The organism is Williamsia sp. z34 (assembly GCF_059553395.1).
The window spans coordinates 313,746-337,561 of record NZ_JCANWW010000006.1 but is presented as its reverse complement, the minus strand read 5'-3'; the positions used below and the strand labels follow the sequence as shown (position 1 = coordinate 337,561).

Sequence of the window (23,816 nt, the reverse complement as noted above, 5' to 3'; positions counted from 1 at the left end):
GCGTTATGGCCGCTCGGGGTATCAGTCGGTCACGCCCGGGTACACGCGTTGCGCCATCACCGGTGCGAACCACACGCGGGACAGGTCGATGCCCGCGTCGCGGGTGGTCTCGAAGGGAACCAGGTGTTCGTCGACCCCGCCCGGCGACCAGTGTTCGTGCAGGTCTTCGACAGCAAAGATGAACGGAAGCCAATCCGTCATCTCCTCGGCGCGGGTGAAGCCGCCGGCGATCGCCCACGGCTGGTCGCCGTCGTGGTAGGCGAAGAAATGATCACCGTAGGCCGGGCTGACGCCGTCACCGACCACTGCGGTCAGGACAAACCAGTCGGTGGACGCCAATACCTTTTCGGACGCGATGTCGCGGGCGAGTGTGTAGTGGTGATCAACCGAGGCGAGTGCGTCCTCTTCGTCGAAGAAGACTTCGGCCTGGCTGATGTCGAGTCCGGGCCCGACCAGCGCGTGGTCGGGCATGCCGAGAACAAAATATGCGCTTTGCGGCGTGACACCAGGTCCCATGACGGCATTGTGCCAGTGCTGCGGGTCGAGTGCGGGAAACCGCGCGGCGTCACGGGCGTCGATGCCCCAACACTTAGGATTGCGGCATGTCATCAGTGCAGATCAACCGCCCGGAGAACAGCCACACCCGCAGCACGACGATTGCTCCCGGGAGTCTTGTTTTCACCGCCGGTGCCGCGCCGCTCGACGCGGATGGTGCCACCGTCGCCCCGGGAAACGTCAGTGAACAGACCCGCCGGTGCATGGCCAACCTGGAGCTCTCGCTGACCGAGGCGGGCGCGTCCCTGGCCGATGTCGCCAAGGTCACCGTGTATGTCGCCGAGCACCTGCAGGCCGATCTGGTTGTCGCCTGGGACGTGGTGACCGAGGTGTTCGGCGATCACAAGCCGGCCGGGACACTGCTGGGTGTCTCGGTGCTGGCTTACGACGACCAGCTGGTGGAAATCGAAGCTGTGGCCGCGATCCCGTCGTCATGACCCGTCCGGCGATCAGCACCGAGCAACGGCGCGCTCGACTGTTGCGACGACATCGGTTGGTCGCCGACACGGCCGCGACGACGCCGGTCGAGACCGCAGAAGCGGTGGTCGCACTCCATGCCACCACCCCCGCAACGGTCTATCTGTCGGCATGGGCGCGGATGCCGGGCTTTGACGTCCCCGACATGGACCGGGCGTTGTACGACGACCGAACGTTGGTCAAGCAGCTCGCGATGCGGCGCACCCTGTTCGCGTTTCCCCGTCCCGCGCTGGCCGATGCGGTCAGTGCCGTGGGGCAGCGGGTGGCTGCGAGTGAACGTACGAACATGTTGCGGGATCTGCGCCGCAGCGACGAGTTTCCCGACCCCGAGGGCTGGATCGCGAAGGCGCGGGCAGCGGTCGCCGGTGCGCTGGTCGACGGGCGAACGGCCACATCGACCGAACTGCGCAAAGAACTGCCAGAACTGGCCGGATCCGTCACGCGCGGAGCAGGCACCCCGTGGGCGGGCGTGGCGCAGATGGCCCCGCGGATCCTGAACCATATGAGTGCGGCCGGAGAGATCGTCCGGGGACCCAACGACGGTAACTGGATGCGTTCACGGCCCAGGTGGACCTCGATGTCGGATTGGCTCGGCGAACCGTTGCCCGTGGAAGATCCCGACACCGGCCATCGTGAACTGATCCGACGATGGTTACGTCAGTTCGGTCCCGGGACCGAAACCGACATCGTCTGGTGGCTGGGATCTACCAAAACAGCTGTCAGAAGAGCTCTTTCGGAACTCGAGGTGGTCGAGGTCGACCTCGGCGACGGATTGGTCGGCTATGTCCTGCCGGACGACCTCGACGACGTGGAGATCGCACCGCCGACCGCCCTGCTGCTACCTGAACTCGATCCGACTGTAATGGGCTGGAAACAGCGGGACTGGTATCTGGGTCCTCACGGCCCGCACCTGTTCGACTCCAATGGCAATGGTGGACAGACCGTGTGGTGGGACGGACGGATCGTGGGTGGATGGAATCAACGCCCGGATGGGTCCGTCGGTACGCACCTGTTGGAGAAGCTGAATCACGGTGCATGCAAGGCGATTACGCGGCGAGCTGCTGAACTCGCTGAATGGCTCGGCGACCATCGGCCAAAGCCCGGGTATCCGGCGCCATTCCACCGCGCACTCGACGCCTGACGGTCTCCGCTTTTCGCAGAATTCTTTTGTCGGACCCCCGGTCTAGACTCAAATGTATGTTCGAGGGGGAGATCGAAGATGCAGGTGGGGACGATGAAATCGGTCCTGTCGAGTCGCTGGGTGTCAATGAGTTGTTGCGTAACACCGAGCTCGCGATGGCTCAGCAGTCGCGGATGGAGTGGGAACGCTATGCAGCTGCGGCGATGCTGCACCGACATCTGGTCGAGCCGACCGCCGGGTCTGAGGCGGAGATGCGGGCGCTGGATCCGTTCGCGCAGTGTGCGGCGAGATTGTCTGCGGCACAGGGTCTGACGCAGCGGACTGCGGAGTTGCAGATCAATCGCGGGGTGGCGTTGCGCGATCGCTTGCCGGCGGTCAATGCGTTGCTGAAGGCCGGCCGGATCGCTGCGCATCATATTCCTGACATCATCGCGCGGACTGAGTTGATCGAGGGCTCGGCCCATATGGCTGATATCGATCGTGGGATCGCCGAGGCGCTGGGTCGGCGGGGGTCGTGGTCGAAGTCCCGGATGCGGGACATGGTCGATGCGATCATCTTCCGCCGGGATCCGGATCTGGTTCGTAAGAACCGGGAGGATGCGAAAAACAATCGCGGGGTGTGGGCCAACAACACCGAGCACGGCATGGCGGTTTTGGATGCGCATTCCACCGCTGAGGAATTGACGTTGATCATGGCCAGGTTGGAAAAACTGGCGATGGCCACGTGCAAGGCTGATCCGCGGAAAAAGGCTGATCGGATGGCTGATGCGTTGTTTGCCACGGTGATGGGCCGGGAGTTCCTCTGTGAATGCCCGAATGACCCGAAGCATCCCTGCACCGCCGAGATTGTCACTGTCCCTGCCGGACAGGTCATCTCAGGTGTGGACGTGAAGATCGTGATGCACGTGATCGCCGACCAAGCCACCATCGAGGGCACCGCCGACAATCCGGGCTTCATGGACGGACACGGTGTCACCTCCGGCGATCACGTTCGCGACATCGCGGCTCGCCCGGAAACGGTCCAGCGGCCGATGGGCAACAAGACTGAACCCGCACAGCCGGAACGTCCAGAGCCTGCATCTGCGTCTACATCTGCATCCGCACAACAGGAATCCACACCGCCCGAGCATCAGCCCGAACCCGGACAGCCGCAGCCGGAAACAGACCCGGCGCAACCAGCAGCCGAGCAGCCAGAATCTGTGCAGCCAGAACCAGCGCCCCAGAATGATTCACCGAACCCGAAGCGGCCGAAGATATACATGCGCGGACCGCAGAACCCACCAGCCGAGAGCGGCAGCAACGACAGCACGATCGTCACCGCCCCGTTCCCGCAGGTGATTCCGTTGCCGGCGACCCAACCCGGTGACCAGTACCGGCCGTCGGTTGTCCTGGATACCTATCTCCGGATTCGGGATGTGTACTGCATGTGGCCTGGTTGTGAGCACAAAGCCTGGGGCGCCGATCTGGACCACACCTGCGAGTACAACCACAACGACCCCGAGGCCGGTGGCTGCACCCATCCCTCAGAGATGAAGACACTGTGCCGTTTTCACCATCTGCTCAAGACCTATAGTGACTGGCTCGATGATCAGTACCCCGACCCGAGCACGGGACGGACCCGGCTTGTCTTCACCACCCCCGAACACCGGAACTACCACGGCCCGGGATGGACCGGCGACGATCTCTTTCCGACGTTGAGGTTGATCGTCTTCGACAACCAACGCGGCTCACCGAGAACATCGCCGCCAACATCACCGCCAAGATCGCAGCCGCGTACCGCTGCCAAACACGCACGCCGGCAACAGGAACGACTTGCCAACCGCCGACAGCGTGAACGAGAAGCCGCCCGCCGCCTGGCACTCGGCGAAGAACGAGGAAGGATCGAACCGCCACCGACCTTTTAGGAGTTAGGGGCGATCACAGCTTCGTGGCCGTGGACCAGCACAACGGCCCGTTTCTGCGGTGTCTGGGCTGCGGCGACCGAGAGGGTTGGCAAGGTCGTGGTCAACGCGGCGCTGACGATCAGGGCAAGGCCGGACCCCCATGGAAAACGCATCTCGGCATCGCATCACGGGTGCGCGAACTGCGCACGGGTCTCGGTCGGCTTGATTCGAACATCATTCACAGGAACTTCGCAGGTTGCTGGCAGACTCGGGACAAGACGGTCAGACAGGGTGGCAGACATGAGTGATCAGGGTGCGCGGGTACTGGTGGTCGACGATGAGCCCAACATTCGCGAGCTCTTGTCGGTGTCACTGAAGTTCCAGGGCTTCGAGGTGCAGACTGCACCGGATGGACCGAGTGCGCTCGACATCGCCCGCACGTTCCGTCCGGATGCACTGATCATCGACGTGATGATGCCCGGAATGGACGGTTTCGGGCTGCTTCGTCGTCTGCGCGCCGATGGCGTCGAGGCCCCGGCATTGTTCCTGACCGCCCGGGACTCGGTGGAGGACAAGGTCACCGGGCTCACGATCGGTGGTGACGACTACGTGACCAAGCCGTTCAGTCTCGAAGAGGTTGTCGCTAGGCTGCGGGTGCTGTTGCGCCGCGGTGGGTTCGGTGAGAAGCCGGAGGCCAGTTCTCGCATCAAGTTCGCCGACATCGAACTCGACGACGACACCCACGAAGTGTGGAAGAACGGCGAACTCGTGTCGCTGTCGCCCACCGAGTTCACGCTTTTGCGCTATTTCATGATCAACGCCGGCACCGTGCTGTCGAAGCCGCGGATCCTGGATCATGTCTGGAACTACGACTTCGGTGGTGAGGTCAACGTCGTCGAATCGTATGTGTCCTACCTTCGACGCAAGATCGACACCGGCGAGAAGCGGCTGATCCACACCCTGCGCGGTGTCGGCTACGTGATGCGCGAGCCGCGGTGACCAGCGGTACCGAGGTCACCACGCCGCCAAGGCAACGCAGGGGCGTCCCTCTTCGGGTGTCGTTGGTGGCGCTGACGCTGGTCCTGGTCACCATGGGGCTACTGGTGTCGGGTGTGGCGGTCACGTCGGCCATGCGGGACAACCTGATGGACCGAACCGACAGTTCGCTGCGGGAGGCCGCCGCCGGCTGGGCCAGGCCGCGGGCGCTGCCCCCGCCGCCGATGGATCCCCAGGACGTCCAGAGCGGCCGTCCGCCGACGCCGTATTACGTCCAGGTACAGCGGTTGGACGGCGCGGTGATGGTCATCAACGACACCGGGGCATCGCCGGACCTGTCCGATACCAGCGAGTTCGGTCATGACCCGGTGACGGTGGATTCGACCGGCGACGGTCCGCGGTGGCGGGTTGTCAAAACGACGTCGGAGTACGGCAGTGCGATTGTGGCAGTTGAATTGTCCGACGTCGACGACACCGTGAACCGGTTGATCTGGCTGCAGGTCGGTATCGGTGCCGGTGTGGTCGTGGTGATCGGGGCGCTGGGATATCTGTTGGTGCGCAGCAGTTTACGGCCGCTGGAGCGGGTTGAGCAGACAGCCCAGGCGATTGCCGCGGGTGACCTGGATCAACGGGTACCTCCCGCCGCGTCGAATACCGAGGTCGGTCGGCTCGCGGAGTCGCTCAACTCGATGTTGCATCAGATTCAGGGTGCCTTCGCCGCGACCGCGGCTTCCGAGGAACAGGCCCGCCGCTCCGAAGAGAACATGCGACGGTTCGTCGCCGACGCCAGCCACGAATTGCGCACCCCGTTGACGTCGATCATGGGATTCGCGGAGCTGTACCGCCAAGGCGCGATGACCGACACCGAGGTGTTGATGTCTCGGATCGAAACCGAGGCCAAGCGGATGGGGCTGCTGGTCGAGGACCTGCTGATGCTTGCCCGGCTCGATGCCCGGCGACCACTCGAACGCGCGCCGGTCGATCTGCTGGCCCTGGCGTCCGACGTGGTCCACAGCGCGCGAGCAGCGGCCCCCGGCCGCGACATCTCGGTGGAGGTGTTCGACGGTCCCGGCGTTCCCGAGGTTTCCGGTGATGCCGCCAGGCTCGCGCAGGTCTTGAGCAATCTCGTCGGCAACGCCATCCTGCACACGCCCGACGACGCATCGATCACCGTCCGCGTCGGCACCGTCGACAACGATGCGGTGTTGTCGGTGACCGATACCGGGCCGGGACTCAGCGAAGAGGACCGGGCGCGGGTGTTCGAGCGGTTCTACCGTTCCGACTCGTCGCGCCACCGCACCGACAACTCATCGGGCAGCGGCCTGGGCCTGTCCATCGTCGCGGCGTTGGTCGCCGCGCACGGGGGAACCGTGGGTGTCGAGTCAGCACCTGGCGCCGGTGCGACGTTCTGGGTACGGATCCCGCGGGACCAGGTCAGTCGCTGACGTACTCGTCGTGACCGAGGGTGCGCAGTTGCTCCCGGATCTTGGCGGCGGCGGCGTCGAGAGCCGCCGGATCGGGCTCCTTCTGCGCGTTCGCGAGGTCGAAGGTTTCCAGCTGCCAGGCCGGGAACACGTGCATGTGGAGGTGCGGAACCTCGAGACCGGCGATCAGCAGGCCCATTCGCGGAGCGTCGAACGCCGCTTTCACGGCTGATCCGAGGATCTGCGCGACCGAGGTGATCTTGCCGAAGAGTGCCGGGTCGACACCTTCCCAGTGGTCGACCTCCTGCCGTGGGACCACCAGGAGGTGACCGTCGGTGACCGGGTTGATGGTCAGGAACGACACGACGTCGTCGTCCTTCCACACAAATCGTCCGGGGATGTCGCCGTTGATGATCATTGAAAAGACCGATGCCATGATCCCGACCTTATCTCCGCCGGTGACTCCGCGGCGCCCGCATCAACCGCATGTTGGGCCGTGGGTCCCACCAGGACGGCCGGGCGGCCACAAACCGGTCTGATCGTCGTGGCCCTGGCAGTGGAACTGCTGGAGGCGTAGGTATGTGCCCCATGCGCTGGGCGGTAGGGTCAGGCACGTGCGAGTACTCGTCATCGGATCGGGCGGCCGTGAACACGCCCTCGTCCTGGGTCTGAACCGCGACCCGTCCGTCACCGACCTTCATGTGGCCCCGGGTAACCCCGGCACCGCAGCGTTGGCCACCAACCATGCGGTCGATATCGTCTCGGCCGATGCCGTTGTGGCCCTGGCCACATCGATCGGGGCCGACCTGGTGGTGATCGGTCCCGAGGTGCCGTTGGTGCTCGGTGTGGCCGATGCCCTGAGGGCGGCCGGCATCGCGACGTTCGGCCCCGGCGCCGAAGCGGCAAAGATCGAGGGCTCCAAGGCATTTGCCAAGGACGTGATGGCCGCCGCCGGTGTCCGGACCGCGCACAGCGAGATCGTCGACAACCCGGCTCATCTCGACGCCGCACTCGACCGGTTCGGACCGACCTGGGTGGTCAAGGACGACGGCCTGGCCGCAGGTAAAGGCGTGGTTGTCACCGCCGACCGCGACGCCGCCCGGATCCACGCCGCCGACCTCCTCGAGAGCGGACATCCGGTTCTCCTGGAGTCCTTCCTCGACGGCCCCGAGGTGTCGCTCTTCTGCCTGGTCGACGGCGACACCGTCGTTCCGCTGCTGCCTGCGCAAGACCACAAGCGGGTCGGCGACGGCGACGCCGGACCCAACACCGGTGGCATGGGTGCATACACGCCGTTGCCGTGGCTGCCCGATGAGATGGTCACCCGGATCGTCGACGAGGTCGTCAAGCCGGTCGCAGCTGAGCTCGTGGCGCGCGGCATCCCGTTCTCCGGTCTGCTCTACGCCGGACTCGCGATCGGTGCCGACGGCCCGGCCGTCGTCGAATTCAACTGCCGCTTCGGTGATCCGGAGACCCAGGCCGTGCTCGCGCTGCTCAAGTCGCCGCTAGGTGCGGCCCTGAACGCCACGGCCACCGGAACACTCGATCAACTGCCGCCCCTGGAATGGGAGGACGGCGCCGCCGTGACCGTGGTCGTGGCCGCCGAGAACTACCCGGGGCGCCCGCGCACCGGCGATCCGATCATCGGCTCCGACGCCGAAGGCGTGCTGCATGCCGGTACCGCGATCGCCGATGATGCCGTGGTCTCCGCCGGTGGCCGTGTGCTCAGCGTGGTCGGGGTCGGTGCAGATCTCGCCGCCGCCCGAGCTCAGGCCTACCGCCGGCTCGAGTCGGTCAAGCTGACCGGTTCACATTTCCGCACCGACATCGGACTGGCCGCCGAAGAGGGCCGGATCAGCATTTAAAGCCGTGGTGCCCTGAAAACTGTCGAATGGCGAGGCTCCGAGGGCTATTCACCCTCGCAGTCCCTCTATCGGACAGTTTCAGGGCGGTCAGTCGGCCAGGTTGCGTCCGAGGAAGGCGATCTGTCCGGGCAGGACACCCCGCCAGTAGCGGTTGGTGTGTCCACCCGGCGACGTCCCGAACGCCGGCGGCGGCCGGAGCGCGGCCATCCACTGGCGGGTGTAGGTGAAGAACTGATCGCTCGATCCGCACTCGATCAACAGTGGGATCTGGGTGAATGAACCCTGTTGTCCGAAAAGTGAATTGGCTTGGTAGTCGGCGATGTTGTCGAACGCACGGGGTGGGAAGTCGGCCGGATCGGCCCACAGCGCGGGGGAGCTGACAGCGATGGCCGCCACCCGGGGAGCACCGAGCATGGCTCCCAGACGCAGCGCCCCGTAGCCGCCCATCGACCAGCCGAACAGGCCGATGCGGTCGGTGCGCAGACCCAGCGCCGGGTCGCCTTCGAGCAGCGGTAAGAACTCGTCGAGCACCATCGCGCCGCCGTCGGTGCCGTCGGTGCGCGGGTGATAGTAACTGCGGGCGGCGTCCACGGACGCCAGTGCGAACGGGGCGTTGCCCTGGGTTGCCCAGTCCTGCATCAGGTTCTGCATCTCCAGTCCGCCCATGAACGCGGCCCGATGGTCTGTGTTCAGCGCGTGCAGGACAACCACAACCGGCAGTTCACCGGTCACCCCGGCCGGGCGGGCCACCATCCAATTCGTCTGGCGTCCGAGCATCTTCGCCGATTCGAAACTGCCGGTGAAGATCTCCGCCGTATCGACCGGTGCGGCGGCCTCCTGCGGTCTGGTCGACGGATTGTCCGCGCGCATCGGCTGCGGGGCGACGCGCTTCGGGTCCTCGTTGGAGCATGCCGACAGCAATCCGAGGACACCGGACGCGAGCCCGGCACCCAGCAGGGCACGGCGGCCGGTCACGGGGCCGCGGGGGTCTGAGTTGCCGGTGGTTCGGGGTGAGGGCGTCCGGTTCGCGGAGGTAGTCATCGCCAGGCAACGGTACCCGTGAGCGGCCCCTGAATGTCAGTCGATGCGGGTGATCGACCGGTGGCGGGCGAGAGCAGATAGTTTCGTTGTATGCGTTCGGAATCTCAACGATCTCAAGTCGACATGTTTCATGTGATGGACGTGCAGGCCGCGATCGCTGCGCGGCGGGCCCGTGGCCTCGACGTCATCTCGCTGGCGGCCGGCCAGCCGTCGACGTCCGCCCCGGCCCCGGTCCTCGCTGCCACCAAACGCGCATTGGGCGAATCGTTGCTCGGGTACACCGAGTCGCTGGGGATCGCACCGTTGCGTGAGGCGATCGCCGGCCATTACCGCGAGCGCTACGACGTGCCGGTGGAGCCGGACGACGTCGTGGTGACCACCGGCTCGTCGGGAGCGTTCACGCTGATCTTCCTCGCCGCGTTCGACGCCGGCGACACCGTCGCGATGGCCCGGCCCGGGTATCCCGCCTACCGGAACACATTGGCGGCTCTGGGCTGTGAGGTCGTCGAACTCGACTGTGGCCCGGAGACGAGGTTCCAGCCGACGGTCGCGATGCTCGATGCGCTCGATCGGCCGCCGGCCGGCCTGATCGTCGCGAGCCCGGCCAATCCGACCGGGACGATCCTGGACCCGGCCGAGTTGGCAGACCTTGCCCGCTGGTGCGACGCCCATGGCACGCTGCTCATCTCCGACGAGATCTACCACGGCATCAGTTACGGCCGCGAGACATCGTGTGCGTGGAGCACGTCGCGGCAATCGGTCGTGATGGGATCGGTCTCGAAGTACTTCAGCATGACCGGATGGCGATTGGGCTGGATGCTAGTTCCCGCGCCGCTGCGTCGCCCGGTCGAACGGCTGACGGCCAACCTGACGATCTGCGCGCCGGCGATCAGTCAGTACGCGGCTGTCGCTGCCTTCGGCCCGGAGTCGAAGGTCGAGCTCGACGGTCACGTGATGCGGTATGCCCGAAATCGGGAGTTGTTGCTCGGCGGTTTGGCGGATCTGGGGATCGACGACATCGCCCCGCCGGACGGCGCCTTCTACGTGTACGCCGACCTCGGTGAGCGCACCGACGATTCGCTGGGATGGTGCGAGGGGGTCCTCGAACAGACCGGGGTCGCGATGGCACCCGGACTGGATTTCGATACCCGACACGGAAACCGGACTGTCCGGATGAGTTTCGCCGGTGCCACAGACGACATCGCATTGGCATTGGAGCGCCTCGCGCCGGTGTTGCTGTAGCGCAAACACCAGCTTATGGCCGGTATTTGGCGGAAATGACCCATCGCCGCGCGGCCTTTGCCACCATGGCGGGGTGAACTCCGCAGGAACTCCCAAAGGCGCGCGGCGCCGGGCGCTGCTGATCGCCGCCGCGGGAGAGTTGCTCATGGAGGGTGGTTTTGACGCGGTCCGGCATCGTGCGGTCGCGGATCGGGCCGGGTTGCCGCTGGCCTCGACAACCTATTACTTTGCCTGCCTTGAGGACCTGGTCGCCGAAGCCGTCGAGCATGTCTGCGACGACGACCAGACCGCGATCGCCGAGCGGAGTCGGGCGTTGCCGCGACGGCGGCGCGGGGCGGAGGCGACCGCGGAGGCGCTCGCCGAGGTGTTCGTCGGAGACAGCACCCCACGGACGACGCTGACCTGCCGGTACGAAACGGTGATCCTGTGCGCACGGATGCCGCGTCTGCACCAGATCCTCGCCGACCACCGGAACCGGCTCCGGAATGTCCACTTCGACGTCCTCGAGAAGTCCGGGCGCAGCACCGACCTGTCCGGGATCGCGCAACTGATGGCCGTCGAGGACGGTGTGGTGATCGGCGCCTTGGCCGATTCGGTCGCAGATGTCGTGTCCGCGGCGAAATTCGCGCTGTCCGAGGTCATCGACCACGTCGCACCGGTGACACCGGTCGCGGTGGGCTGACCTGCAGTGCGTGCGGAGAACGTTTCGGCGCGGGGCATAATGTACCGGTGTCTGATACCGAGCAAACCCTGACGAAGCCCCGCGTATCCAACGTTCTGGCCACGCGCTACGCGTCCACCGACCTGGTGAGACTGTGGTCGGCGGAGTACAAGATCGTGCTGGAGCGCCAGCTCTGGATCGCGGTCCTCAAGGCCCAGCGCGAACTCGGTATCGACGTTCCGGCCGAGGCGATCGCCGACTACGAGCGGGTACTCGACCAGATCGATCTGGAGTCGATCGCGCAGCGTGAACGGGTCACCCGGCACGACGTGAAGGCGCGGATCGAAGAGTTCAACGCGCTCGCCGGACACGAACAGATCCACAAGGGCATGACCAGCCGCGACCTCACCGAGAACGTTGAGCAGCTGCAGATCCTGCGCTCGCTCGAACACGTCCACGCACACGGTGTCGCCACCGCGGCCCGGCTGGCCGATCGTGCCGCGGAGTACTCGTCGCTGGTGATGGCCGGACGCAGCCACAACGTCGCCGCCCAGGCGACGACGCTGGGGAAGCGTTTCGCCTCGGCCGCCGATGAGTTGCTGATCGCGCTGACCCGTCTGCGCGAGCTGATCAACCGCTACCCGCTGCGTGGCATCAAGGGCCCGATGGGCACCAGTCAGGACATGCTCGACCTCCTCGACGGCGACGTGGGGAAACTGTCCGCGCTGGAGTCGAAAGTTGCTCAGCACCTGGGATTTTCGAAGTCGCTGACCTCTGTTGGTCAGGTGTACCCGCGCTCGCTCGACCACGATGTGGTCTCGGCGCTGGTGCAGGTGGCGGCCGGTCCGTCCTCGCTGGCGCAGACGATCCGGCTGATGGCCGGGCACGAACTGGTGACCGAGGGCTTCCAGCCCGGCCAGGTCGGCAGTTCGGCGATGCCGCACAAGATGAACACCCGCAGCTGTGAGCGGGTCAACGGCCTGCAGGTCATCTTGCGGGGATATGGCTCGATGGCCGCCGAACTCGCCGGCGCCCAGTGGAACGAGGGCGATGTGTTCTGCTCCGTGATCCGCCGCGTCGCGTTGCCGGATGCGTTCTTCGCCATCGACGGTCTGATGGAAACGTTCCTGACCGTTCTCTCCGAGTTCGGTGCGTACCCCGCGGTGATCGCCAAGGAACTCGATCGGTACCTGCCGTTCCTGGCCACCACGAAGGTGTTGATGGCGGCAGTGCGGGCCGGGGTCGGACGCGAAATCGCCCATGAGGCAATCAAGGAGAACGCGGTCGCCGTGGCTCTCGCGATGCGCGAAGACGGTCGCGAACCCGACCTGCTCGACCGGCTTGCCGCCGACGACCGCCTGCCGTTGGACCGGGCGGCACTCGATGCCGCACTCGCCGACAAGTCGGCGTTCATCGGTGCCGCCGAACATCAGGTGGCCGATGTGGTGGCCCAGGTCGCGCAGTTGGTGGAGCAATACCCCGATGCCGCGGGTTACGCGCCGGCGCCGATCCTCTGACTGACACTGAAAACTGATCCATAGCGGGGCGTCGAGGGTCAATCGCCCTCGGTGCCTTCCTATTCGACAGTTTTCGGGGCGGGCGGGGCGAGTAGCGCGTCGACGCTCTCGCTGACGACGTGCGCAGCGTCCTCGGCGGGCAGTCGGCCGACGCGGACTTCGGTGGCCGCGCCGTGCAACAGGTAATGCACGGCATTGACCAGCCACAACACCGGTAGGTCGGTGCGGAAGGCGCCGGTGTCCTGTCCGCGTCGGATCAACCCTTCGAGCCGCTGCGCGGGTGCCTCGTGGAGTTCGCGAATGCGTTCATCGCCGAGGGTTCCTTCGGCGGCGGCCAACAGTGCCGACGACCGCCAGACCAGCGACCAACTCGACAGCAGGAGTTCGCGCATCACCGCGCGGGGTTCACCGGTCAGGTCGACCTCTTCGAGGACTGCGTCGCCCGAGCCGAGTGCGTGGGCCAGGGTCGCCTCGATGAGGTCGGCCCGCGTCCGGAAATGCCCGTAGAGGGTCATGCGTCCCACGCCGGCGGCGGTGGCGATGTCCTCGATGCTGGCCCGCGGGTTGATTGCGAATTGCTCACGCGCCGCAGCCAGGATCCGGTCGATGCTCTGCTGGGCGTCAGCACGGCGTTTCGGACGTGCCGCAGAAGTGCTCATGGAAAAACCCTAGCTCGTACACGGGTGTACGTGTTAGCGTCGATCTAACTCGTACACATCAATACGACTTAGATCCGTAGGGGGTCGCCATGTCTGATTCGAGTAAAGAACCGATCGCCTTCGATCCCGAGCCCCATCCGACTCGCTGGCGCATTCTGGGATTACTGGGAGTGGCTCAGCTGATGCTGATACTCGATGTCACCGTTGTTGCAATCGCGTTGCCGCACATCGGTTCTGATCTCGACATCAGTCGTGAGGCGGTCACCTGGGTCGTCAGTGCCTACACCCTGACGTTCGGTGGGCTGATGCTCTTGGGTGGCCGGATTGTCGACCTGGCCGGCGCGAAGCGGGTCGTTCTGGCCGGCCTCGTGGTGTTCGTCGTCGCATCGCTGGTCACCGGCCTCGCTGATTCGGCCGAGGTTCTCATCGGCGGGCGTATCGGCCAGGGTGTCGGGGCGGCGATGCTGTCACCTGCCGCATTATCACTGGTGGTGACGCTGTTCGCGGGCGATGAACGCAACAAGGCGCTGGGTGTGTGGTCGGCGCTCGGGGGAGGCGGCGCTGCGCTCGGCGTCCTCGTGGGCGGTGTGCTCACGGCCGGACCCGGCTGGCCGTGGGTCTTCTTCGTCAACGTGCCGATCGGCCTGGTGATCATGGTGGCGCTCGCGCTGATGCTGCCCGCCCTGCCCGCGGGCGCCCCATCCGCCCGCCTCGATGTCCTCGGTGCCGCACTGGTGACCGCATCGTCGGTGGTCCTGATCTATGCGCTGATCGAGGCCGGCGACGAAGGATGGCTGACGGTGACCTCGGTCGTGCTCGTTCTTGCTGCGGCACTGGGATATGGATTGTTCGTGTGGCGTCAACGCACTGCCGCATCGCCCTTGATGGATCTGGGTCTGCTGACGCGGCGGCCGGTGGCAACCGGTGTGTTCCTGATCGTCATGGCAACCGCGCTGATGGTCGCGGTCTTCTTCCTCGGCACCTTCTACTTCCAGCATTCGCTGGGTTACGGGGCCCTGCACACAGGCCTGCTCTTCCTGCCCGTTGCGATCGCAACCATGGTGGGCGCCAACGCAACCGGGCAGCTCATCGGCCGGATCGGAGCCAGGGCGATGTCGGTGGCCGGGCTACTTGTCGCCGCGGTCGGGATGATCGTTCCCGCCCTCGAACTGCATCCGGTGGCCGTCACGATCGGTGTGAGCATCGCCGGCGCCGGTACCGGGGCACTGTTTGTCACCGCTTCGGCCACCGCTCTGGGGCAGATCGATCCGCAGGAGGCGGGTATCGCATCGGGCATTGTCAGCACGTTCCATGAGTTCGGCGCTTCGATCGGCGCAGCAGCGATGTCGAGCACCGCGGCGGCCAGCATCGTCGGGGTCACGCTGACCGGCTTCACTCGCAGCTTTGTCGCCGCGGGAGTGGCCGCCGTTGTGGCAGCGCTCATCGTGTTGGTCATCGCGCCCGGCAAGTCGCCTGTTGTCGCCCATGGGTGAGGGCATTTGGTGACGGCGGGAATCGGGGGGTTGACGTATCGCCGCCTCGGACTATCATTCAACTCGTTGGTTGATAACCAGTAGGTTGAATAACCCGAGAGGGTGGAAAGCCGAGGCGGGGTAGCAGTGGCCGATCAACTCAGTGCCGTGTTCGCAGCACTCGCAGATCCGACGCGGCGGGCACTGCTGGAGCGCCTGGCCGACGGCCCGGCCACGGTGTCGGCGCTGGCCGAGCCGTTCGACATGAGCCTGGCCGCGGTGTCCAAACATCTGAAGGTCTTGGAACGGGCCGGACTCATCTCCCGGGGGCGCGACGCGCAGTGGCGTCCGTGCTCCCTGGAAGCTCGTCCGCTCGAGCAGGCCAGTGACTGGCTGGATGGATACCGACAGTTCTGGGACGCGAGATTCGATCGGCTCGAAGAACACATCAACCGGATCGCCGGGTCCGGCAACCAGGAGGAAGCACCATGAGCGACATAGCCAATCGAGAGTTCACGATCATCCGCGAGTTCGCCGCCCCGCCCGAGGTGGTCTTCGATGCCTGGGTCGATCTCGACCAGTCGTCGCAGTGGATGGCGCCCGAGGGCGTGACCACGCCTCGCGAACGCATGTACGGCGACGTTCGGCCCGGCGGCGGGTATGGCGCGGTGATGGTGCTCCCGGATGGACTCGAAGCGCATATCGATGGGGTCTATCAGGAGGTCGACCGGCCGGCCCGGCTGGTGTTCACGTGGTCCGATCCGACCATGCCGGAGAGTGTTTCGTTGTGCACGGTCACGTTTGCCGAATCGGCACCGGGCCGGACAACGATGACCTTCCATCTGCTCGCGCCGGGTCCGATCAGTCCCGACGACGGCGCGAGGCTCGGCTGGGACAGCTGTTTCGACAAACTGACACGGCACGTGGAGACGGCGCCATGACTGCCGCCGACGCTCTGCCGCAGGGTGACCTCGCGCTGCTCGAAACCGAAGTCGCGCACGAATTACTGCACGCGGACATCCCGGCCCGACTCGCGTACGTCGCCGCCGACGGCACACCCAGGGTGCTACCCATCAACTTCTGGTGGAACGGCACCGAGCTCGTGATGGCCACCTTCACCGGTGCGGCCAAGGTGCCGGCGCTACGACGCCGTCCGGCAGTGGCCCTGACGATCGACACCGACCAGGCCCCGCCGCATGTCCTGCAGATCCGCGGGGAGGCCGTGATCACCGACGTTGACGGGATCGTCGAGGAGTACGAGTTGATGATGCGTCGCGGTATGCCCACCGAGGTCGCCGACGGGTACTTCGCCGAGCTGCGGGCGAGCGGAGCGACGATGCATCGCATTGGAGTGGTCCCGGCGTGGGTCGGGGTGCTCGACTTCGAGACCCGGTTCCCCGGTGCGGCGCCGGCTGCGGTGACCGAGCGCCCTTGAGGGTCAGTCGGGGTTGGCCGAATCCGCATGGCCGAGGTTCCAGTCGGGCACCGCAATATTGCGGACCAGCTTCTTGAGTGTGACGATGTCGGGGAAACCGTTGTCGCGCTTGCGCTCCCAGATCTGGGTGCCGTCCACGTCGATGTGGAAGACCCCGCCGGTACCCGGGACCAGCGTGACCGACCCGAGCTCGGTACCGAAGGTGTTGAGTAGTTCGGTGGCCATCCATGATGCCCGCAGGACCCAGTTGCACTGCGTGCAATAGGTGATGGTGACGGCAGCTCTCGATTCACTCACCGGGTCATTGTCGCAGCCGGCCGCAGGAAGCGGGTGGATCGCTCAGATGGGTGATCACGTCCTGGTGAGGGCATCACCAGGGCACCTGACCACGGTGGGTGATGTTCGGGCCACTAACCTCTACAGGTATGCGCCCTGCTCTGGAGTCCTATGAACACCTCGCAGCCGGGAAGGTGCGGGATCTCTATTCGATCGACGAGAAAACCATGCTGATGGTCGCCTCCGACCGGATCTCGGCCTTCGACCACATCTTGTCGACACCGATCCCCGACAAAGGCCGCATCCTGACCGCGATGAGCGTCTACTACTTCGGGGCATTGGGCGTTCCGCATCACCTGGCGGGCGGCCCCGAGGATCCCCGGATCCCGGCGGAGTTGCTCGGCCGGGCGCTGGTGGTCAAGAAGCTCGACATGTTGCCCGTCGAATGCGTCGCCCGTGGATACCTGACCGGCTCCGGACTGCTCGACTACAACGCCACCGGAGCGGTCTGTGGGATCGAGCTCCCAGCCGGCCTGGGGGAGTCGAGCAAACTACCCGAACCCATCTTCACGCCCGCATCCAAGGCCGAGATCGGCGAGCACGATGAGAACGTCAGCTTCGAGGCGGTCGTCGCGACCGTCGGTGAAGAGCTGGCCGTGCGTCTGCGGGACCTGACCCTCGACATCTATTCACGCGGCTCGGAGCTGGCCGCGCGGCGTGGAATCATCTTGGCAGACACCAAGTTCGAGTTCGGCCTCGACGACGACGGCGCTGTGGTGCTGGCCGACGAGGTGCTCACCCCGGACAGCTCGCGCTATTGGGATGCCACGACCTACACGCCGGGTCAGGTGCAGCCGAGTTTCGACAAGCAGATCGTCCGCAACTGGTTGCTCAGCGGAGATTCCGGATGGGATCGCGCCGGTGACGAACCGCCACCGCCGCTGCCCGATGACATCGCGCAACGTACTCGTGCCCGCTACATCGAAGCGTATGAACGTATTTCAGGTCTGTCATTCGATGACTGGCCGAAGGGAGAACAGTGACCGACACCTCGCAGGATTCCGCACCCATCGTGCCGCCCGTTGCGAAACGGATCCCATTCGAGCGCACCCATCACGGTGAGACCGTGGTCGACGAGTACGAGTGGTTGCGTGACAAAGAGGATCCTGAGGTCATCGCGTTCCTGGAACAGCAGAACGAGTACACCGCTGCTCAGACCGCCGACCTCGCCGATCTGCGGGCCGACATCTATGCCGAGATCAAAAGCCGTACACAGGAAACCGATATGTCGGTGCCCACGCGCCGCGGTCAGTACTGGTACTACGCCCGCACCGAAGAGGGCAAACAGTATTCGCTGAGCGCCCGGTGCCCGATCAGCGGTCCGAACGATTGGACGCCGCCGAAAGTCGAGCCCGGACAGCCTGTTCCGGGTGAAGAGATCCTGCTCGACTCGAACGTCGAGGCCGAGGGCACCGACTTCTTCAGTCTGGGCGCACTGTCGGTGAGCGAGGACGGCACGCTGCTGGCCTACAGCGTCGACAGCACCGGCGACGAGCGATACACGATGCGGTTCAAGGATCTCCGGACCGGCGACCTGCTCGCCGACGAGATCACCAACACCGCGCCCGGTGCGCTGTGGTCCCTCGATGGCAGGCACGTTTTCTATCAGACGGTCGACGAGGCCTGGCGCCCCGATACGGTCTGGCGGCACGATCTCGGTGCCGGCACCCCTGACGTCAAGGTGTTCCACGAACCGGACGAGCAGTACTGGGTGGGTATCGGTGGCACCCGTAGCGACAAGTACCTGATGATCACCGTCGGGTCGAAGATCACCTCGGAGGTCTGGGTCCTCGACGCCGGTGACCCGACCGGTGAGTTCTCGGTGGTGTGGCCGCGCGAGGAGGGCGTCGAGTACGGCGTCGAACATGCGGTCATCGAAGACCGGGACTGTTTCCTGATCCTGCACAACGCGAATGCCGAGAACTTCGAACTGCTCGAGGCCCCGATCAGCGACCCCACCGCCACCCGCATCCTGGTGCCACACGACACCGAGGTGCGCCTGGAGGACGTCGACGCCTTCGCCGGCCAACTGGTGTTGAGCTACCGCCGGGAAGCGCTGCCGCGACTCTCGATCGCGCCGTTGACCACCGGCGAACCAGTGTTCACCGAGGTCACCTTCGACGAGGAGTTGTATTCGGCCGGTCTCGGGGCCAACCCGGAGTGGGCCGCGCCACGACTTCGCATCGGGTACACGAGTTTCATCAATCCCACCGAGATCTTCGATCTCGACGTCGCGACCGGTGAGCGAACGCTGCTCAAGCGGCAGCAGGTGCTCGGCGACTTCGATCCCGCCGACTACGAGCAACGCCGGGATTGGGCGACCGCGTCCGACGGAACCAAGATCCCGTTGTCGGTGATCCGCAGGCGCGGCGCTGAATCCGGTCCGGCCCCGACGTTGCTGTACGGCTACGGCTCGTACGAATCCAGCAACGACCCGGGCTTTTCGATCTCGCGTCTGTCACTGCTCGACCGCGGCGTCGTCTTCGTGGTCGCGCACATCCGCGGCGGCGGTGAGATGGGGCGCCACTGGTACGACAACGGCAAGACCCTGACGAAGAAGAACACCTTCACCGATTTCGTGGCCGCGGCACAGCATCTCATCGACACCGGAGTCACCGACGCCGACCATCTGGTGGGAGAGGGCGGCAGTGCCGGTGGGTTGTTGATCGGCGCCGTCGCCAACATGGCGCCGGAGCTGTTCAACGGAATCCTGGCGGTGGTCCCGTTCGTGGATCCGTTGACGTCCATCCTCGATCCGTCGCTGCCGTTGACGGTCATCGAATGGGATGAATGGGGAAATCCCCTCGCCGACAAAGAGGTCTACGAGTACATGCGGTCCTACTCGCCGTATGAGAACGTCCGGCCCCTGCCGTACCCGGAGATCTTGGCGGTGACCTCGCTCAACGACACGAGGGTGCTGTTCACCGAGGCGGCCAAATGGGTTGCCCGACTTCAGGCCAACACGACCGGGGATGCCCCGATCCTGCTGAAGACGGAGATGAAGGCCGGTCACGGCGGCGTGAGTGGACGCTACAAGCAGTGGGAAGAGGTTGCCTTCGAGTACGCCTGGGTCCTGCGGCAGACCGGCGCCGTCTGACGGTCGCAAGTCATCCCGAATACCAAAACAGCGCCGCCCGGAACTCGTCCGGGCGGCGCTGTTCTTGTTCGAGCTGGGAAAAGCTAGTGCATCATGACCGGCACCGGCTGCCCGTCCGCATCGAGCGGTTTGGCAATGGCCTTGCGTGGCAAGAAGAACGCCGGGATGAAGCAGATTGCGATCAGGACAGTGACCACGATGAAGGTGCTGGCGAAGCCATCTGCCGCCTCGCTCAGGGTTTCTGCGTCCTTGAGGTTGTTGACCAGGAGCACCGAGGTGATCGCGGTGCCGATCGAACCGGCGGCCTGCTGGACCACATTCATCAGGGTTGAACCATCGGGAACCTGCTTGTCCGACAGGGTTGCCAGCGCGGCGGACATGATCGGCATCATCGTCATACCCATACCGAGACCCTGGACGAACAGCGCGATACTGAGCAGCCAGAACGAGGTGTCCGCGCCGAGGAATATAAAGAAGCCCATGCCCAGTGCGATGAGCACGATGCCAGCCATGACCAGCTTGCCCGGCCCCTGCCGGTCGGTCAGCTTGCCGGCCATCGGCATGGTCAGCATCGCGCCGAGACCCTGTGGGGCCAGCAGCAATCCGGTCATCAGGGTCGACTCGCCGCGCACGCCGATGTAGTACTGCGGGAACAACAGCGCGGCGCCGAGGAACGCGATCATGAAGAACGTCATGGTGATCACGGCCATGGACAGCTTGCTGTTCTTGAACAGACGCAGGTCGAGCAGCGGGTTCTTGTGACGCAGGGCGTGGAAGACGAACGCGATCATCAGCAGCAGACCAACGGTGGCGGAGAGCCAGACCGGGGTATCGGTGAAGTTGCCGTGTTCAGCGCTCAGCGAGATGCCGTAGAGGAACAGGGCCAGGCCTGGCGAGAGCAGGAGCAGTCCGAGGAAGTCGAATGTCGGCCGGGCCTTTTCGTCTTGCCCGGGCAGCACTGCCATGGCGTAGAAGAGGGCAATGATGCCGATCGGCACGTTGATGAGGAAGATCCACTGCCAGCTGGCGTATTCGATCAGCGCGCCACCGATGATCGGGCCCATGATCGGGCCGAGCAGCATCGGGATACCGAGCACGGCCATCACCGAACCCACGCGAGCGGGACCGGCCGCCTTGGTCAGGATCATCATTCCGACGGGCATCAGCATGCCGCCGCCCAGACCCTGCAGTACGCGGAACACGGTCAGGGAGGTGATGTCCCAGGCCAGCGCACACAGTGCCGAACCGAGGACAAAGAGCACCAGCGACGTCAGGTAGACGTTCTTGGTACCGAATCGGGCTGCGGCCCAACTGGACAGCGGGATCACGGCGGCAAGCGCCAGGGTGTAGCCGGTGATGGTCCAGGCGGCTCCGGCCTGATCGGTGTCGAACTCATCCTGGAATGTGTTCTGTGCCACAGACACAACGGTGGTGTCGAGGATCGCCATGATGGCGCCGAGCACGACGACCACGGCGATTTTCAGAATTGCCGGGTCGAGCTTCTGGCTCGGCGGCGCGGCCTTATCGTTTGAGGTCATAGAGTTGCTTTCTGGAAAAGGTTGGAAATTCTGTCGTCTTTGGTCCGTCGGCAATGCCGACGCGGTTCCTTACATGGACGCCCGGTCATCGGCGCACGAAGCGGGAGCGAGGTAGTCGCCGGCCAGCACCGGCACGAGCGCGTTGTTGAGATTGGTCCGCAGATCGACGGGTAACGCGGTGATCAGATGCCGAATCGAATCCTGGCCCCGGTAGATTGCGTCCGCAACTGCTTTTTCGCCGGCTGAGGCGAGGGACACCCGCTTGATGCGGCGGTCGAACTGGTCCTCGCGACGGATGACCAACTCGAGACCGACCAGCTTGTCGACCGCTCGTCCGGTCGCAGCAAGCGAAAGTCGCAGCTCATCGGACAGTTCGTTGACCGAGAGCGGTCGGCAGTGGCGGCTCAGGATCAGCAAAGCCTTGAAGTGGCTGAAACCGAGTTCGGTGTCGATGATCTCGTTCATCGTGTCGACGTCCATGGCCGCCATCAGGCGGGACATGAAATCGTGGACGGTCTGGAAAGCCTCGTCGACCTCCACGCCCTCGGAAGAGGGTTGTTCGACCACACCTGTTGCTGACACTGGCCAACGGTAACGCCGACGCAACTATTGATGCCAACGCAAGCAATGTGTGTTCTGTTACATACCTCCCATGGTGTGAGTACAGTCACCGACAGTGGTGGTGAGGCGAAAGGCTTTGCGCACCATCCATCTCGGCGCAACCCGTTGACCATCTGTGGCGGCGACACTGGTGACCGTGACAGGACAACTCATCGTGTCCATCTCGGGGATCAGGACGGAAACGTTGCCGGCGGTCTCGGTCTTCACCGAGAGGCTCGCCGCGCGGGATGTACCGGTGTCGCTGCTGGTCGCCCCGCGCCTGGCGGACGGGTACCGGCTGGCCGATGACGCCGCGACCTGCGACTGGCTGCGCGGCCGGCGATCCGGCGATGATGCGATCGTGCTCCACGGCTACGACCAGGCGCCGGGTCGCCGGCGCCGTGCCGAGTTCGCGGTGCTCGGGGCGCATGAGGCCGACCTGCGGTTACTTGCCGCGGACCGGGTTCTCGAGCGAATGGGACTGCGCACGCGGATCTTTGCCGCACCTCGATGGAACTCATCGCCGGGCGCCCGCCAAGCCCTGCCCGGCCGCGGCTTTCGGACGGATCTGGGCCTGTCCTCGATGGACAATCTGGTCACCGGCCACCGCATTCGGGCTCGGGTACTCGGTATCGGTGACGGATTCGCGGCGGATGCCTGGTGGTGCCGGTTGCTCGTCGCCAACACCGCGAGGGTGGCCCGGCGCGGCGGGATCGTCAGGCTGTCCGTCGCGGCCGGGCATCTTCAGGCGTCGATGGCGGTGGGCGCTCTGATCAACTGTGTGGATCTCGCGCTGTTGCACGGAGCCCGGCCGACGACATATCGGAACCTGGAGCCGCCTGCCGCCCGGAGCGCTGCCTGATCGGAGGTCCTCCGCCGGGAAGCCTGCGATCAGCCGGTAGAGTTACGTCCAGCAAACCGCAGCTGAAGAGGAGTTCCGAAGTGGCTCGAGTCGTAGTGGACGTCATGCCCAAAGCCGAGATCCTGGACCCGCAGGGGCAGGCCATCAGTGGCGCCCTGGGTCGACTCGGGTTCGCCGGGGTCGCCGATGTCCGACAGGGCAAGCGATTTGAGTTGGAGGTCGACGAAACGGTCGATGACGAGGCCCTTGACCGGATCGCCTCCGAACTCCTGGCGAACACCGTCATCGAGGACTACTCGGTGACCCGGGTACAGGGCGCATCGTCGTGACCGGAGCGCGGATCGGGGTCATCACGTTTCCCGGAACACTCGACGACATCGACGCCGCCCGGGCTGTCCGCATCGCTGGTGGCGAAGCGGTCGAGTTGTGGCACGGCGACGGCGACCTCAAGGGTGTCGACGCGGTGATCGTGCCCGGCGGATTCTCCTACGGTGACTACCTGCGGGCCGGTGCCATCGCCCGATTCGCGCCCGTGATGGGTGCGCTCGTCGAGGCAGCAGGTAAAGGTATGCCGGTTCTGGGTATCTGCAACGGTTTCCAGGTGCTGTGCGAGGCCGGGCTTCTGCCGGGTGCGCTCACCCGTAACCAGGGACTGCACTTCATGTGCCGTGACCAGTGGCTGCGCGTCGAGTCCAACACCTCGGCCTGGAGTTCCCGGTTCGAGCAGGGAGCGGAGATCCTGGTCCCGCTGAAGTCGGGCGAGGGACGTTATGTTGCCTCCGAGGCAGTACTCGACGAACTGGAGGGTGAAGGACGGGTGGTCTTCCGCTACGCCGGTGACAACCCCAACGGCTCGATGCGGTCCATCGCCGGTATCTCCAGCGCCGACGGCAAGGTTGTCGGTCTGATGCCTCACCCGGAACACGCAACCGAAGCCCTGACCGGTCCCAGCGACGACGGTCTGGGCCTGTTCTACTCGGCTCTCGACGCAGTTCTCGCCAACGCCTGAGGCGCA

The 23,816-nt window shown here is 65.2% G+C and carries 26 protein-coding genes; 18 read left to right on the top strand and 8 right to left on the bottom strand.

The features are described 5' to 3' along the window. Positions 1–21 precede the first annotated feature (21 nt). Positions 22–516, bottom strand: a complete 495-nt coding sequence (locus tag AC51GT_RS17380; RefSeq protein ID WP_496324992.1) for a hypothetical protein — start codon at positions 514–516, stop codon at positions 22–24. An 86-nt stretch (positions 517–602) separates the two neighbouring features. On the opposite strand from AC51GT_RS17380, the gene AC51GT_RS17375 reads away from it, so the two are divergent. The 3 genes from AC51GT_RS17375 to AC51GT_RS17365 are packed head-to-tail and all read left to right on the top strand — an operon-like array spanning position 603 to position 4,077. Beyond that, a complete protein-coding gene (locus AC51GT_RS17375; protein WP_496324991.1) occupies positions 603–992 on the top strand; it encodes a RidA family protein in 390 nt (129 codons plus the stop codon). Further along, positions 989–2,173, top strand: a complete 1,185-nt coding sequence (locus AC51GT_RS17370) for a winged helix DNA-binding domain-containing protein (RefSeq protein WP_496329564.1) — start codon at positions 989–991, stop codon at positions 2,171–2,173. The genes AC51GT_RS17375 and AC51GT_RS17370 overlap by 4 nt, the downstream gene beginning before the upstream one ends. Before the next feature lie 56 nt (positions 2,174–2,229). Further along, positions 2,230–4,077, top strand: coding sequence for an HNH endonuclease signature motif containing protein (locus AC51GT_RS17365; protein ID WP_496329563.1), 1,848 nt, complete (start codon positions 2,230–2,232; stop codon positions 4,075–4,077). On the opposite strand, the gene AC51GT_RS17360 is transcribed toward AC51GT_RS17365, so the two are convergent. Continuing rightward, the gene (locus AC51GT_RS17360) at positions 4,074–4,229 is read right to left on the bottom strand and encodes a hypothetical protein (RefSeq protein ID WP_496329562.1); all 156 of its coding nucleotides are present in this window, start codon (positions 4,227–4,229) and stop codon (positions 4,074–4,076) included. The two genes, AC51GT_RS17365 and AC51GT_RS17360, sit on opposite strands and share 4 nt — an antisense overlap. 127 nt (positions 4,230–4,356) lie before the next feature. Between AC51GT_RS17360 and AC51GT_RS17355 the strand changes: the two genes are divergently transcribed. Both AC51GT_RS17355 and AC51GT_RS17350 read left to right on the top strand, forming a co-directional pair. Then, a complete protein-coding gene (locus tag AC51GT_RS17355; protein ID WP_496329561.1) occupies positions 4,357–5,055 on the top strand; it encodes a response regulator transcription factor in 699 nt (232 codons plus the stop codon). Continuing rightward, positions 5,052–6,497 carry a sensor histidine kinase gene (locus AC51GT_RS17350; protein WP_496329560.1) on the top strand — a complete coding sequence of 482 codons (1,446 nt, stop codon included), beginning with the start codon at positions 5,052–5,054 and terminating at the stop codon, positions 6,495–6,497. Before AC51GT_RS17355 ends, AC51GT_RS17350 begins: the two co-directional genes overlap by 4 nt. On the opposite strand, the gene AC51GT_RS17345 is transcribed toward AC51GT_RS17350, so the two are convergent. Further along, positions 6,487–6,912: an HIT family protein gene (locus tag AC51GT_RS17345; protein WP_496329559.1), complete on the bottom strand. Its 426-nt coding sequence runs from the start codon at positions 6,910–6,912 to the stop codon at positions 6,487–6,489. The genes AC51GT_RS17350 and AC51GT_RS17345 overlap by 11 nt on opposite strands. Before the next feature lie 178 nt (positions 6,913–7,090). Here AC51GT_RS17345 and purD point away from each other — a divergent pair, with 178 nt between their 5' ends. Continuing rightward, entirely contained in the window at positions 7,091–8,341 is a 1,251-nt protein-coding gene (gene purD, locus AC51GT_RS17340) for a phosphoribosylamine--glycine ligase (protein WP_496329558.1), read from the top strand. Positions 8,342–8,428: 87 nt separating this feature from the next. Here the strand turns inward: purD and AC51GT_RS17335 are convergent, their stop codons facing one another. Next, a complete protein-coding gene (locus tag AC51GT_RS17335) occupies positions 8,429–9,382 on the bottom strand; it encodes an alpha/beta hydrolase (protein ID WP_496329557.1) in 954 nt (317 codons plus the stop codon). Between the two features lie 90 nt (positions 9,383–9,472). Here AC51GT_RS17335 and AC51GT_RS17330 point away from each other — a divergent pair, with 90 nt between their 5' ends. The 3 genes from AC51GT_RS17330 (at position 9,473) to purB (ending at position 12,802) form a co-directional block, all read left to right on the top strand. After that, positions 9,473–10,624, top strand: coding sequence for an aminotransferase class I/II-fold pyridoxal phosphate-dependent enzyme (locus tag AC51GT_RS17330; RefSeq protein WP_496324982.1), 1,152 nt, complete (start codon positions 9,473–9,475; stop codon positions 10,622–10,624). Positions 10,625–10,697: 73 nt separating this feature from the next. After that, the gene (locus AC51GT_RS17325) at positions 10,698–11,306 is read left to right on the top strand and encodes a TetR/AcrR family transcriptional regulator (RefSeq protein ID WP_496324981.1); all 609 of its coding nucleotides are present in this window, start codon (positions 10,698–10,700) and stop codon (positions 11,304–11,306) included. Positions 11,307–11,374: 68 nt separating this feature from the next. After that, a complete protein-coding gene (gene purB, locus AC51GT_RS17320) occupies positions 11,375–12,802 on the top strand; it encodes an adenylosuccinate lyase (RefSeq protein WP_496325068.1) in 1,428 nt (475 codons plus the stop codon). Positions 12,803–12,861: 59 nt separating this feature from the next. Here purB and AC51GT_RS17315 read toward each other — a convergent pair whose 3' ends face one another. Next, the gene (locus AC51GT_RS17315) at positions 12,862–13,461 is read right to left on the bottom strand and encodes a TetR/AcrR family transcriptional regulator (protein WP_496329556.1); all 600 of its coding nucleotides are present in this window, start codon (positions 13,459–13,461) and stop codon (positions 12,862–12,864) included. 89 nt (positions 13,462–13,550) lie between these two features. On the opposite strand from AC51GT_RS17315, the gene AC51GT_RS17310 reads away from it, so the two are divergent. The 4 genes from AC51GT_RS17310 (at position 13,551) to AC51GT_RS17295 (ending at position 16,368) form a co-directional block, all read left to right on the top strand. Then, positions 13,551–14,954 (top strand): MFS transporter, encoded by a 1,404-nt coding sequence (locus tag AC51GT_RS17310; RefSeq protein WP_496329555.1) that lies wholly within the window; start codon positions 13,551–13,553, stop codon positions 14,952–14,954. A gap of 126 nt (positions 14,955–15,080) precedes the next feature. Further along, positions 15,081–15,425: an ArsR/SmtB family transcription factor gene (locus AC51GT_RS17305; protein WP_496324978.1), complete on the top strand. Its 345-nt coding sequence runs from the start codon at positions 15,081–15,083 to the stop codon at positions 15,423–15,425. After that, positions 15,422–15,874 carry an SRPBCC family protein gene (locus tag AC51GT_RS17300; RefSeq protein WP_496329554.1) on the top strand — a complete coding sequence of 151 codons (453 nt, stop codon included), beginning with the start codon at positions 15,422–15,424 and terminating at the stop codon, positions 15,872–15,874. The genes AC51GT_RS17305 and AC51GT_RS17300 overlap by 4 nt, the downstream gene beginning before the upstream one ends. Continuing rightward, the gene (locus AC51GT_RS17295; RefSeq protein WP_496329553.1) at positions 15,871–16,368 is read left to right on the top strand and encodes a pyridoxamine 5'-phosphate oxidase family protein; all 498 of its coding nucleotides are present in this window, start codon (positions 15,871–15,873) and stop codon (positions 16,366–16,368) included. Before AC51GT_RS17300 ends, AC51GT_RS17295 begins: the two co-directional genes overlap by 4 nt. A 3-nt stretch (positions 16,369–16,371) precedes the next feature. Here AC51GT_RS17295 and AC51GT_RS17290 read toward each other — a convergent pair whose 3' ends face one another. Continuing rightward, positions 16,372–16,665: an Rdx family protein gene (locus tag AC51GT_RS17290; protein ID WP_496324975.1), complete on the bottom strand. Its 294-nt coding sequence runs from the start codon at positions 16,663–16,665 to the stop codon at positions 16,372–16,374. Between the two features lie 128 nt (positions 16,666–16,793). Between AC51GT_RS17290 and AC51GT_RS17285 the strand changes: the two genes are divergently transcribed. Both AC51GT_RS17285 and AC51GT_RS17280 read left to right on the top strand, forming a co-directional pair. Further along, a complete protein-coding gene (locus AC51GT_RS17285) occupies positions 16,794–17,687 on the top strand; it encodes a phosphoribosylaminoimidazolesuccinocarboxamide synthase (RefSeq protein ID WP_496324967.1) in 894 nt (297 codons plus the stop codon). Continuing rightward, positions 17,684–19,801, top strand: a complete 2,118-nt coding sequence (locus tag AC51GT_RS17280; RefSeq protein WP_496329552.1) for a S9 family peptidase — start codon at positions 17,684–17,686, stop codon at positions 19,799–19,801. Before AC51GT_RS17285 ends, AC51GT_RS17280 begins: the two co-directional genes overlap by 4 nt. A gap of 83 nt (positions 19,802–19,884) precedes the next feature. On the opposite strand, the gene AC51GT_RS17275 is transcribed toward AC51GT_RS17280, so the two are convergent. Further along, entirely contained in the window at positions 19,885–21,339 is a 1,455-nt protein-coding gene (locus AC51GT_RS17275) for a DHA2 family efflux MFS transporter permease subunit (RefSeq protein WP_496329551.1), read from the bottom strand. Between the two features lie 69 nt (positions 21,340–21,408). Next, positions 21,409–21,921, bottom strand: coding sequence for a MarR family winged helix-turn-helix transcriptional regulator (locus AC51GT_RS17270; protein WP_496324964.1), 513 nt, complete (start codon positions 21,919–21,921; stop codon positions 21,409–21,411). A gap of 175 nt (positions 21,922–22,096) precedes the next feature. On the opposite strand from AC51GT_RS17270, the gene AC51GT_RS17265 reads away from it, so the two are divergent. From AC51GT_RS17265 to purQ, 3 genes are all read left to right on the top strand, one after another. Continuing rightward, positions 22,097–22,801 carry a DUF2334 domain-containing protein gene (locus AC51GT_RS17265; RefSeq protein WP_496329550.1) on the top strand — a complete coding sequence of 235 codons (705 nt, stop codon included), beginning with the start codon at positions 22,097–22,099 and terminating at the stop codon, positions 22,799–22,801. Positions 22,802–22,881: 80 nt separating this feature from the next. Then, the gene (gene purS / locus AC51GT_RS17260) at positions 22,882–23,130 is read left to right on the top strand and encodes a phosphoribosylformylglycinamidine synthase subunit PurS (RefSeq protein ID WP_496324962.1); all 249 of its coding nucleotides are present in this window, start codon (positions 22,882–22,884) and stop codon (positions 23,128–23,130) included. Beyond that, positions 23,127–23,810 carry a phosphoribosylformylglycinamidine synthase subunit PurQ gene (purQ, locus tag AC51GT_RS17255; protein WP_496329549.1) on the top strand — a complete coding sequence of 228 codons (684 nt, stop codon included), beginning with the start codon at positions 23,127–23,129 and terminating at the stop codon, positions 23,808–23,810. The genes purS and purQ overlap by 4 nt, the downstream gene beginning before the upstream one ends. Positions 23,811–23,816: the final 6 nt, after the last annotated feature.